Here is a 12,401-nt window from a genome sequence, read left to right as displayed (position 1 = left end):
CCGTGGTTCGTGGTTCGTGGTTCGTGGTTCGCGGTTCGCGGTTCGCGGCTCGCGGCTCGCGGCTCGCGGTTCGCGGTTCGCGGTTCGCGGCTTGCCGCAGACGAACTCAGAGTCGCGGGCGTTCGACTGTCGGAAACGAATTCCGGCAGCGACGCGAAGGATAGGCCGCAGCGCCCATCGTCGCAACGACGTTCCCGCACAACGCCGCGCACGCCCGTCTGCAAGAACGCACCGGAGCCGCCACCCCGAGGCCACCCATCCGCGCCCGGAGCGCGCCGCCGCATCGCACGCGGCATCCGCTCAACGCAGCTCCCGACGAGGCCGCAATCGATATCCGCGCCGCGCGGCAATGCGTACAATCGCATCCTTTCCCGCAAGAGGTGAACGCAATGGCCATGAAGAAAACCGATCTCGAAAAAAACAAGGCGTTGAAGCTGACGCACGCGATGAAGCAGTCGACATCCGCGCGCTTCGGCAAGGGCTCCGAAGCTGCGCCCGACCGCCGCGAGCGGCGCAGGCTCGAACTGGCGCAGGGCCTGGTGCCGTTCGCCTGCAAGCTCAACATCGAACTCGTCGCGCACCTGAACGAGCGGGCCGCAGCGCATCCGGACGGGATGACCGGATTGTTGACCGAACTGTTGCAGCGCGGCCTCGACGAAACCGCGAAGTAAACGCCGCGAGCGTCGCGCGACGCGCACGGTGACGTCATGCAGGGCCCGCGGCGCATTTTCGACCTATGCTGAAAACGCAGCTCCGCATCCTTGCTCTCGTCGAATCCTCTAATACAGGAGTGCCGTGATGAATCCACCCGTCCTGCGCGTTGCCCGACCGACCAACGACATCGACTCGCTCGTCCGCTTCTACACAAAGGCGCTCGGCTTCGACGTCGTCGCCCGCTTCGAGAATCACGAAGGCTTCGACGGCGCGATCGTCGGCCGCGCCGGCTATCCGTGGCAAATCGAATTCACGCATCAGCATGGCGTGACGGTTGCGCGCGCACCGACCGCCGAGCATCTGCTCGTCTTCTATCTGCCCGATCGCGGCGCATGGACCGAGGCCGTCGAGCGCATGCGTGCATACGGCGCCGTGCCGCTCCCTTCGGAAAATCCGTACTGGGATCGCGAAGGCGTGACGTTTGAAGATCCGGACGGCTACCGGATCGTCCTGCAAAACTCGCAGCCGAGCTGAGCGCTCGCGCGCGATCGCGTTTGCGCGCGGCGCGCGTTGCGTCGTGCGGTGCGCCGGGCATCGTGCTGCGCGACATCGGCGCAAGAGGCGCGACGCGCGACATGCGATCGTTGCGCACGCATCCATCCCGGTGACATAGTTCGCCGTTCTCCGTCTGCGACGGATGCGCCGGATGCGCCGGCCGCGCGCCGCTTCGCCGCAATGCCGCGGATTCCCGATCGGCCCCGATGCAATGACCTCGACGAACAACGCGCCGAAAGCGCCTCGCGACACGAAGTTTCGCATGCGTCGCGGCGCATCCGCCGCGATCGATCAAGCATCCTTCGCAATCGATCGCTCGTCCGATCCCTGACGACGCCCGGCGCGAGCCGCATCCGTCGGGCGCTGAACGGCCGCCCGCTCGTCGCAAAGAGCGGGCGTGCGCGACGCGATCTCCCCGGGCACATCGGCCCGCGCGCTCGAATGCGCCGCCGCGCCCCATTGCACCGATCCCGAACGCCCTCCCGGCCGCCGATGCGCCGCCCGCCCGGAAACAAATTCTCACAACTTCGCCGCCCTGCCCGTCTCGCTTGCGCCGCGCGTCGTGCCGCGCGTCGACAGACAAACGAAAGCGGCGCGTCACGACACGTTCGCAATCCGCGTGCAGATTGCAGCCCCGGGTGTGGGTATGCCAGTCCTAACGACGAGGTCAACGATGAAACTCAACAGTAAGTCCTTCGAAATCGGCGCGTGGCTCGGCGCCGGCGCGCTCGCGTTCGCGAGCGCGGCTTCGGCCGCCACCGCGCAGGATCGTGATCACGATCGCCGCCCTCTCGACGCGAAGCACGTGCTGCTCATCAGCGTCGACGGCCTGCACGAGCAGGACCTCGCGCGCTGCGTCGGCGCGAACACGTGCCCGAACCTCGCGCTGCTCGCGAAATCGGGCGTCACGTACACGAACGCGCACACGCCGGGCCTGTCGGATTCGTTCCCGGGCCTCGCCGCGCTCGTGACGGGCGGCTCGCCGAAGAGCGCGGGCCTCTTCTACGACGTGTCGTACGACCGCACGCTGTACGCGCCGTCGGATACGACGTGCTCGGGCAAGCAAGGCTGGAACGTCGTGTTCGACGAGACCACCGGCATCGACGCGCAGAACGGCGGCGCGCTCACGCATCTCGACGGCGGCGGCGCATTCAACCCGCAGGCGATCCCGCATGCGCGCGTGAACGGCCAGTGCATGAGCGTCTACCCGCACAATTACGTGAAGACGAATACGCTGTTCGAAGTCGTCAAGGAGCACATCCGCGGCTCGCACACCGCTTGGGCGGACAAGCACGCGTGGGGCTACGACTGGGTGAACGGCCCGTCGGGCAAGGGCGTCGACGACCTCGCGCGCACCGAGATCAACTCGATCGATCCGGCGACGAACAGCAACTACACCGACATCTACACGCACACCGAGAAGTTCGACAACTATCACGTGCAGGCGATCGTCAACCAGATCGACGGCAAGAACTCCACGGGCACCGCGGCCGCGCCCGTGCCGACCGTGTTCGGCACGAACTTCCAGACGCTGTCGGTCGCGCAGAAGGCGACCGTCGCATCGGGCGGCGGCTATCTCGACGCGAGCTTCACGCCGGGGCCGGATGTCGCGAACGCGATCGCGTACGTCGACGGCTCGCTCGGCCGCATCGTCTCCGAGCTCAAGCAGCGCGGCCTGTACGATTCGACCGTCGTGATCGTCACCGCGAAGCACGGCCAGTCGCCGGCCGATCACACGAAGCTCGTGAAGAACGGCGACACGCTGACGGCGCTCCTCGAGGCGAACAACTTCCTCGACCCGAACGGCAACTTCGGCCAGAACAACACGGCGTCGGGCAACCTGAACGACGGCACGGGCCTCGTCGGCACGGGCTTCGTGCAGACCGACGACGTCGGCCTCGTCTGGCTGCGCGACCAGAGCCAGTTGAACGCGGTCGTCGCGAAGCTGAAGGCGAACCTCGGCTGCAACGCGCCGGGGATCTGCGCGGACGGCCCGCAAGCGTACATCCTGTCCGGCGCGAGCGTCGCCGAGCGCTTCGGCAATCCGGCGCAGGGCCGCACGCCCGACATCGTCGTGCAACCGAACCCGGGCGTGATCTACACGTCGAGCAAGAAGAAGGATGAAGAGCACGGCGGCAACGCGCCGGACGACAGCCATCTCGGCCTCGTCGTGTCGTACGCGGGCTTCCATCAGGGCCGCACGATCGACGCGCCGGTGCTGACGACGCAAGTCGCGCCGACGATCCTGCGCTCGCTCGGCCTCGAGCCGCGCCTGCTGCACGCGGTCGCGCTCGAAGGCACGCGCGTGCTGCCGGGCCTCGGCCTCGATCGCTGACAGCGCGGAGCGGCGCGGGCGCGCCGGCCGCCGCCGCAGGCGGCCGGCGCGCCCGCCCGATCCGAACCACCCGGTTCGTCTAATCCGAACACCGCGCTGCGCACATCAGCGCGTCCGCCGCCCGCCCACTGCGGCGGCTTGCCGCCCGACGCCCGCCGCGACGCCCGCACGTCCGGCCCGCCGGGCGATTTTTTTTCGAGGTTGGCTGCGGACTATTGTCATGCGATAAGAAGATCGTCCTTATCCGGAGCATCACGATGGCCACGCTGGAAGCCTTCCGATGCGTGCTCGACGACGCGCGCACGCCCGAGATCATTCGTCATCACATCATCGACGCGCTGCAGTACACGCTGCGCAACTACGGTCAGGTGTTCACCGCGAAGGAAGTCGAGTGGCTGACCGAATGGGACGATCCGCGCATTCCGCTCGCCGCGCGCAAGGAGCGCGACAAGCGAGATCCGGTCGCGGCGACGCGCTGACGCGGCGCGCCCGCCGCGCGCGAGGGCCGCGCGCGAGCACGGCGGCAACAAAAAAGGCGGCGCGCACCGAGCCGCACCGCCTTCGTCGAATCGACGCCGCCCGCGCGCATCGCGCCGGCGTCGCGCGCCGTCACTTCAGGCCGAAATCGACGCGCGTCGTCGCCCCCTTGTCCTCGATGCCCTTCGCGTCGAGCTTCGGTGCGACGATGAACATCCGGCTCGAATCGACCTTGCCCTCCAGATACTGGCGAACCGCCTCCGCGCGGTCCTGCGCGAGCGTGCGCAGGCTCGAATCGTCGACGCTCGCGTGATCCGCGAGCGCCTTTTTCATGTCGTCGTCGGGCAGCGTCTTCGTCAAGCCGATCATGTTGCGCGGCTTCTTGAAGTCGGCGGCCTTGTAGGCCTTCGTCAGGTACTTCGTGTATTCCGCGGGATCGACCTTCACCGCCCTCGGATCGACGCTCTCGCCCTGGCCGACCACGTCCCTCAGCTTCTGCTGCCTGACGAGCCGCTCGACGTACGCGGCGCGCAGGCCGGGCAGATCCTTGTCCGGATCGACGCGGCCGATCAGGTCGAGGCGGATCGACGGCTTCTCGGCGAGCATCTTCGAGATCGTGTCGAGCTTCTTCTGCGACGCGTCGGACAGCGTCGCCAGGCCCGGCTCGAACTCGACGTAGCCGAGCTCCTCGCCGTCGCCGCCGAACGCGTGCGCGAGCAGCGTGAACGGCGACGTGACGGCCTTCGCGATCAGGTTCAGCACCGCGCGCCAGATCAGGCTGCCGACGCTGAACTCCGGGTTCGACAACGATCCGGACACCGGAACGTTCACGTCGATCTCGCCGCGCGAGTTCTTCAGGAGCGCGATCGCGAGCCGCACGGGCAGCTTCGTCGCCGTGTCGTTCTCGACGTGCTCGCCGAACGTCAGCTGATCGATGAAGATGTGGTTGTTCGCGCTCAGCTGATCGTTGTCGAGCTTGTAGTGCAGATCGACGTTCAGCTTGCCCTTCGTGATCGGATAGCCCGCGTACTTCGCCGAGTACGGCGTGAGGTTGGTCAGCTCGATGTCGTGCGCGGTCGCGGTCAGGTCGAGCGCCGGCTTCTCGATCAGCGGATTCACCGTCCCCTTGATCGTGATCGGGCCGTTCGCCGCCAGATTCGCGGCGATGTCGACGGGCGCGGGCGTCGTCGAATCGGTGCCGAACGCGCCGACCGTGCCCTTGATCGCGACGAGGTTCGCCGTGTAGTTCGGCTTGATGAAGTTATCGGTGTACGTGACGCGGCCGCTTTGCAACAGCAGTTGGCCGAAATGCAGCCGCACCGGATGCTGCGGCGGCGCGGCCGCGCGCACGACGGCGGTGCCCGACGCGGGCGCTGCCGCGGCGGCCGACGCGCCCGCGGCCGGTGCGGCCGGCGCCGATGCAGCCGCCGACGCGAGCATCGGCGCCGACGCCGGCTCGAGCGCCGACGCCGCGACGGCCGCCTTCACTTCCGGCGCCGCCTGCGGCGTGAGCGGCACCGGCTCCTTGCCGCTCGCGTCACGCGTGAGCGACTGCGCGGGCCCGCTTTCCTTCGCGACGACCTCGCGCAGGTTCAGCTTGCCTTGCGCGTCGAGCAGCACGCGGCCGTAAAAGTTCGAGAACGTCACGCGCGACGCCTCGACGTCGGTGCCGCGCACGTCGTCGTAGTTCGCCTTCAGGTTCGCGAGCGCGAGCGAGCGCCAGCCGGCGAACGGATCGGACGTCACCTTGTCGAGCATCCGCACGTCGACGAGCGCCGCGTCGCCGCGATACGACGCCTTCATCGACTGCTTCGCCTGCTCGACGCTCAAATCGCCCTTCGCGTTCAGGAGCGCGCTCGCGACCGTCGCGTTCAGCATGCTGCCGAAGTACGGCTCGAACGCGGCCGCGTCGAGCCGGTTGCCGTTCAGCTTCAGGCCGACCTTCAGCGGCGAGCCCGTCACGTTGCCCGACACGTCGAGCGAGCCCTTGCGGTTCAGCGTCGTCGTCAGCCTGACGGGCAGCGGCTTCGACAAGTCCTCGCTGATCTGCTTGACGTTCAGCGCGAGCGGCGCGAACGCGAGCTTCACGGGGCGCGGCGTCGAGCGGTCGGTGAAGTTCGCCTTCGCGTCCTTCACGTTCAGCTCGTCGATCCGGTAGCGCCACGCGGGCGCGGCGGGCTGCGCGCCGCGCGCGGCGGCACGCGCGCCCGCCGCCTTGCCGCTTTCGCCCACGAGTGACGCGAGATCGATCTGGCCGTTCTGCAGGCGCGCGACGTCGAGCGCGAGGCCCGTCGCGTCGACGCTCGCGATCTCGGCGGTGCGCGCGGCCAAGTCGATCTTCGTCACCTTCACGCTGGCGTCGGGCAACGCGACGGCCGGCGTCTTCGCGTTCGGCAGCGCGATCTTCAGCGACTTCAGGCCGAGCTCGCTGTCGCTCACCTGCGCGTCGAGCGGCGTCTTCGACCAGTCCGCCTTCGCGTTGATCGACGTGCTGAGCGCGCCGTCGAGCACGCGTGCGGACGTCGCGCCGGCGAGGTACGGCTGCACCACCGGCAGCGCGAGCGCGTCGACGACGAGCTTCGTGCCGGCCTGCCGCGCGGCGAGGCTGAACGCGCCTTCGGCCTTCAGCGAGCCGCCGCTCGCGACGTCGGTCGCGAGCGTGTAGCGCGCGGGCGTCTTGCCCGCCAGCGTGAAATCGGCGAGCGTCGTCGCGACGTGCGTGAGCGAGATCGCGGCGGGCGTCGCGAGCGACGCGTCGTTCAGGTTCAACTGGCCGTCGTTGATCGCGAAGCGCTTGATCGTCAGGTCGAGCGGCTGCGCCTTTTCCTTGTCGGCGCTCGCCGCGCTCGACGCGGCCGGACCCGGCGCGGCGGCCGATGCAGCCGCGCCGGATGCGGACGACGCCGAAGCGGCCGGGTCGGACGAAGCTGAAGCCCCCGCTGAAACTGAAGCCACTGCCGATGCCGATGCCGATGCCGATGCCGCCGCGGATTTTGCCGCAGCCGCCGACGACGAGGCCGCGGCGGCGCTCGCCGCGGCCGGCGCGCCCGCCGGGCCGCCCGCCAGCTTCATCACGTTCAGCGCGCCCGCCTTGTCGCGCGCGAGTGACACCACCGGCTGATCGATCCGGATGTCGTCGAAATGCAGCACGTTGCGCAGCGGCTCGAGCTGCGCGGCCGCCACGTGCACCGCATGCGCGGCGAAGAGCGGCTCGTTCGCGGGGCTCGTCACCTGCGCGTCGTTCAGATCGACCGTGCCCGACACGCGCAGCGACGGCGTCTCGCCCGCCATCGAGAAATTGACGTCGAGGTCGCTCGACAGCTTGCCCGAGCGCACGTCGACGGGCAGCTTCGTCGGCGCATAGGACAGCAGCCGCGGCACGTCGAGGCCGTCGAACTTCAGGTTGATCGACGATTCGCGCGACTGCGCGAACGGCTTCGTCTTGCCGTCGAGCGCGATCGGGCTGCCGTCGAGGCGCGCGCGCAGCTTCGGCTCGACGAAGATGCCGGTCTTCGACGGCAGCGTCGCGATGAACGGCACGCCGAGCGACCATTGGTCGACGACGTGCTTCGCGTTCAGCACCCGGTCGTCGAAATCGATGCGGCCGTCGTTGACCTGGATGTTCGACACCGAGAAGCGCGCCGGCTTCGTCGACGGCTGTGGCGAAGGCTTCGAGAACTTGTCGACCAGATCGGTGAAGTTGAAGCGCTGCGCGTCGTAGCGAACGATCCGCAGGCGCGGCTGATCGAGCCGCACTTCGTCGACGATCGGCGCGAGGCGCGCGAGCGAGGACCACGACGCGCGCACGACGAGCTTGCCGATGTCGACGAAATCGCCCTGCCCGCCGCGCTCGCCGACATGGACGCCGTCGGCCTCGAGCCGCAGCGTGTAAGGATTGAATGCAATGCGCGCGATCGTCGCGGGACGGTCGAGCTGCTGGCTCAGCTGCTGCTCGGCGACGTGTCGGATCAGCGGCGGCGCCGCGAAGAAGCCCAGCAGCCCGAACACGGCGAGAAAAATCAGCACGCCGATGCCGGCGCGCTTCGCGCGACGCGACCGGGCGGCCGCGCCGAGCTTCTGCAAGGTCGATTGGACGGTTTCTTTGTTGAATGCCATTACTGAATCGCCGTGGGAACGGCCGCGAGGAAATCGGGACGGGAGCGTCCGGCTTTCGCCAGTATAGGCGCTGCGCCTTTCGCGACGCAGCGTGGGAGACGGGCGTCGGCGCGCGCAGCGCCCGGCCTTATGACCGGACGGCGCGCGCGAACGTTCACTTGCGAACGACGGCGGGCGGCTGCCAGGTGCCGTCGGCGGCTTGCCGCTTCGGCGCGTAGAGCCGCAGCGCGAGCGCGAAATCGGCGCGCGGCGCGGGCAGCCAGTTCGACGCGTAGCCCTTGCCGGGCGGCGTCGCGGACACGACGATCTCGAGCGAGCCGTCGCGGTTGCGGCGCAGCCGGTCGCGCTCGCCGATCGAGCGGCGCGCGCGGCCGAGATCGGGCAGCGCGCCGTCCGGCGTGTACGGCGTGAGCGACCAGAATGCGCGCGCGGGCGGCAACGCGTTCGGCGCGAAGCGGATCACATAGCGATTCGCGCCGTTGAGCGGCCGGCCCGCGCTGTCGGTCTTCACGACGGCGACGGTTTCGTCGTCGCGCGTCGCCGCGCCGAATTGGGTCGACGCCGCGTACGCGCGCAGCGCGTAGTCCTGGCCGTAGCGGCCGGCGCTGTCGCCGAGCCAGTTCCAGCCGTTCGCGGCCAGCACGTTCGGCGGCAGCGCGGCGAGCCGCTCGCGCGCCTCGGCCGCGCCGTTCTCCGCGCCGATCAGCTTGTCGCCCTTCCATTGCACGGGCGCGCCCGCCGTCACGCCGATGTCGGCGAGGATTTCCTGCGCGTGCGCGTCGGCGGCGGGCGGCGGGTTGTCCTGCAACGCGCGCGCGACGCGCGAGAAGAACGCGGGCGGATCGAGCGCCGCGACCCGCGCAACGGGCGAAGCGGCCTCCGACGCCGGATCGGCGGACGCCGCGCCCGCGTGCACCGCGCGCGACGCGCCGCGCGCATCGCCCGTGTAGACGGACAGCGGCACGACGCGGATCGCGCGCTGCAGCTTCTTGGCGGCGGTGAGATCGCGCCCGCCGCTCGTCTGAATCCGCACGTCGAGCCAGGCGTTGCGCGCGGGCACGTCGACGCGCGTGACGCCTTCGGGCAGCGCGCCTTCCCAGCCGGCGCCGACGAACGCGACCGCGCGCGCGCGGCTCACGCCCGAGCGCGGATTCGCCGACGGGCCGGTCGACCACAGCACGTTGGTCCACATGTCGAGCGCGCGGGCGTCGAAATAGCGGCCGCGCGTGTCGGGCAGCACGACGACGACCGGCTCGTCGGCGACGTCGAGCCAGGCGGACGAATCGAGCAGGTCGACGCTCGCGAGCGGCGGATTCGCCGAGCCCGGCGCGGGCAGCGCCTGCGCGTGGCGCAGCGTGTTGACGGGCGTGCCGCCCGGCGCGCCGTCGGCCGTCGCGGCCTCCTTCGCGGCGTCCATCAGCACGAGCGGGTAAGCGTAGATATAGGAATCCGCGACCTCGCTGCGCATCCAGCCCGTCTTGCGCTGGATCGCCTCGGGCGTCGACGTGCAGGCGGCGAGCAGCGCCAGCGCGGCAAGCGACGCGCAAGCGCGCCGCAGAGAAACAGCGGATTCTCGTCGGTTTGTTGTCATTCGGTGGCACGGCGAACGCGCGGCAGGGCCGCGCGTGTTGATCGGCGGCCGGCGCGTAGGGCGCGGTGGTTTCCTCGTAGCGTGCGTGCCGGCCGGCTGTTGCTTGATCAGCTCTTTATTTTTTGATCGGCAGTATCGTACTCTCGTCGCACCGGCAAAAACAATGCCTGATCGCACAATAGGGCGATTCGGCGCGGCGCGAGACGGGGCGCGGCGCGATGGCGGCACGGTTGCGGCGGCGCGTGGTCACTATTTGGGATTGCGGCAGCGGAAAGCGGATGGGCGGCGGCGCGTTGCGGCCGACGATCAACGATAGGCGGCGGCGCATCGCGGTTCGGGTGGAATCGGCCGCCCATGCGCCGCAAGTCGAATGCCCGAATGACGTGAGCCTCGCATGCGCGCCGGTCCGTGCGCGCCGGCCGCGCACGCGGCTAGCCGCGCCGCTCGGCGAGCCGGCCTCGCTCGAGCATGAAGCGCCGCACGACCTTGACCGTCGGCGCCTGCGCGAACGGCGCGCCCTCCGGGCGGTCCAGATATTCGACGACGACGAGCGCGCCGCCCGTCGCCGCGCGCTCGATCGACACCGACACCGGCGTCAGCCGATCGCCGAGCAGCACGGCCGGCGCGCCGCCGCCGTCCGGCTGCGCGGTCGCGACATACAGGAATCGGCCGCTGCCGCCCGGATCGTCGCTCAACAGGACGGCCGTCACCGCGCGGCCGGCGACCGTCGCCGGTGCGCTCTGCGCGACGAGTGCCGTCACACGTTTCGTCGCCGAGCCCGGCGCGGCCGCCTGCACCGATTCGCCGCGCGTCAGCTTGACGGATTCGCCGTCGATCACGTAAGTCGCGTCGGCGGCGCCGGGCGGCGACGCGTTCGCGCCCGTCATTCGCAGCACGAGCCGCTCGCCGGCGACATCGCGCAGCGCGGCGATGCGCGCCGTGTACGCACTCGTCAGGCAATCGGTCCGCGCGCCGCATGCGTCGCGCACGCGCCGCCGCCAATGCTCCTGCTCGTCGCGCAGCGCGTCGCGGAACTCGCGGTACGCCATTCCCTCGTCGGCCGGACGTGCGTTGCGCAGGATCTCGTAGTACGCGTCCATGCGGACGTCCAGCTCGCCGAGCGCGGGCGTCTTGCAGATCGCGCGTTCGGCGGCGCTCGCGGCGCGCGCGCAGTCGAAGCTCGCGGCGCGCGCGAACGGCGCGCCGAACGTCAGCGCGACGCCGAGCGCCGCGGCCATCAGTCGTGTCGTATTCGTCGACATGGTTCCTCCTTGCGGTGCTTCGATTCGGCGATGCGGCGAACGTTCGCGAGGTGCGCTTCGGTGGCGGTGGCGGTGGCGGTGGCAGCGGCAGCGGCAGCGGCTAGCAATGGTAGCGGTAGTGATGACGGATATAGCGGTGGTGGCGACAACGGCAGCGAGCGGGTGCGTCGGGGAAATTTGGCGCGGTTGGCGGTTGGCATTCAGCACGTTGGGCGAATTAGGCACATTGGGAGCGGTGGGCACGCAAGGGGCAGTGGCAGTAGGCAGTCGGCAGTAGGCAGTCGGCAGTCGGCAGTCGGCAGTCGGCAGTCGGCAGTCGGCGGTTGGCGGTTGGCGGTTGGCGGTTGGCGGTTGCAGGCAGCAAGACCCAAGCCGAATGTCCCGACCGTCCCCGTGCCTCCGCCGATACGCGGCCAAACGCCGCGGCGTCGCTCAAGGCCACGGCGCCGCGCCCGCCGCCCGAACGTCCGCCGCAGCGCCGCGCGGCGGTCCTCGGCCGAGATCGCCCCGCTCCGCACGCCTCCGCGCGACCGTCATCGGCCCGCCACCGCACGCTTGACCTTCCCATCATGGGAAAGTTGATACTTCGGGTCATCGGCGGCATCGTCCGCCTCATCGAATCGGATGGCAGATGACAAACCTGCTCGTTCCCGCCCCATCGGTCACGACGACGCTGTTCGTCGAAGGCATGCATTGCGGCGGCTGCACGGCGCGCGTCGAGAAGGCGCTCGCCCGGGTGCCGGGCGTGACCGGCGCGACCGTGGACCTCGACGCCGGCACGGCGACCGTCGACGCGACGCCCGCCGTCGACGCGCCCCGCCTCATCGACGCGCTCGGCGCCGCCGGATACCGCGCGACGGTCGCAACGCCCCCCGCCGCGCGCCGGGATGCGGATACGCAACGCGAAGGCGCGCAAGCAGGCGACGGCGACGCCATCGCGACGTGCACGGCGACCGTGACGCTGACCGTCGGCGGGATGACTTGCGGCGGCTGCGCGCGACGCGTCGAGCAGGCGCTCCGGAAAGTGCGCGGCGTAACGGCCGCGACGGCGGATCTCGCGACGGCGCGCGCGACGGTCGGCATCGCGCGCGACGCCGATCCGCGAACGCTCGTCGCGGCCGTCGAGCAGGCCGGGTATCGCGCCGACGTGGTGCGCAACGCGCATGCGGAGGCTTCGCCGACGCCGCCCGCATGCTTGCTCGACGACGCGGCGCACTCGCCCGCGTCGCCCACGGCGCTCGCAACCGACGAAACGACTGCAACCGTCGCTCCCGCGACGCACGGCGCGGCGGCCAAGACGTTCGAATTCGACATCGACGGCATGACGTGCGCGTCATGCGCCGGCCGCGTCGAAAAAGCGCTGTCGCACATTCCCGGCGTCACCCGCGCGACGGTCAACCTCGCCACCGAG

At 70.0% G+C, this 12,401-nt stretch carries 8 protein-coding genes and 1 pseudogene; 5 read left to right on the top strand and 4 right to left on the bottom strand.

The genetic code is table 11. The annotated features are described in order from the left end of the window. Nucleotides 1-380 precede the first annotated feature (380 nt). The 4 genes from X946_RS22295 (at nt 381) to X946_RS22275 (ending at nt 4,023) form a co-directional block, all read left to right on the top strand. On the top strand, nt 381-671 hold the full coding sequence (locus X946_RS22295; RefSeq protein WP_200886447.1) for a hypothetical protein: 291 nt from the start codon (nt 381-383) through the stop codon (nt 669-671). 127 nt (nt 672-798) lie between these two features. Then, a complete protein-coding gene (locus tag X946_RS22290; protein WP_038752177.1) occupies nt 799-1,188 on the top strand; it encodes a VOC family protein in 390 nt (129 codons plus the stop codon). A gap of 694 nt (nt 1,189-1,882) precedes the next feature. Continuing rightward, nucleotides 1,883-3,544 carry an alkaline phosphatase family protein gene (locus X946_RS22280; RefSeq protein ID WP_038752171.1) on the top strand — a complete coding sequence of 554 codons (1,662 nt, stop codon included), beginning with the start codon at nt 1,883-1,885 and terminating at the stop codon, nt 3,542-3,544. A 257-nt stretch (nt 3,545-3,801) separates the two neighbouring features. Continuing rightward, a complete protein-coding gene (locus X946_RS22275; protein ID WP_038752168.1) occupies nt 3,802-4,023 on the top strand; it encodes a hypothetical protein in 222 nt (73 codons plus the stop codon). Nucleotides 4,024-4,153: 130 nt separating this feature from the next. Here the strand turns inward: X946_RS22275 and X946_RS22270 are convergent, their stop codons facing one another. From X946_RS22270 to X946_RS22260, 4 genes and pseudogenes are all read right to left on the bottom strand, one after another. Further along, on the bottom strand, nt 4,154-8,137 hold the full coding sequence (locus X946_RS22270; protein WP_038752165.1) for a DUF748 domain-containing protein: 3,984 nt from the start codon (nt 8,135-8,137) through the stop codon (nt 4,154-4,156). Then, entirely contained in the window at nt 8,137-8,295 is a 159-nt protein-coding gene (locus X946_RS35230) for a transcriptional regulator (protein WP_161788684.1), read from the bottom strand. The genes X946_RS22270 and X946_RS35230 overlap by 1 nt, the downstream gene beginning before the upstream one ends. Beyond that, on the bottom strand, nt 8,292-9,728 hold the full coding sequence (locus tag X946_RS22265) for a DUF1254 domain-containing protein (RefSeq protein ID WP_038752162.1): 1,437 nt from the start codon (nt 9,726-9,728) through the stop codon (nt 8,292-8,294). The genes X946_RS35230 and X946_RS22265 overlap by 4 nt, the downstream gene beginning before the upstream one ends. A gap of 431 nt (nt 9,729-10,159) precedes the next feature. Further along, nucleotides 10,160-11,044, bottom strand: a pseudogene (locus X946_RS22260) (lysozyme inhibitor LprI family protein); the annotation flags it as partial. 577 nt (nt 11,045-11,621) lie between these two features. On the opposite strand from X946_RS22260, the gene X946_RS22255 reads away from it, so the two are divergent. Continuing rightward, nucleotides 11,622-12,401 (top strand): heavy-metal-associated domain-containing protein (locus tag X946_RS22255; protein ID WP_038752156.1); only part of this gene is annotated, 780 nt, incomplete at its 3' end.

Source organism: Burkholderia sp. ABCPW 111 (genome assembly GCF_000773065.1).
Taxonomy (GTDB): Bacteria; Pseudomonadota; Gammaproteobacteria; order Burkholderiales; family Burkholderiaceae; genus Burkholderia; species Burkholderia savannae.
The sequence above is the reverse complement of the archived record's forward strand: the minus strand, read 5'-3'. Positions and strand labels throughout refer to the sequence as shown.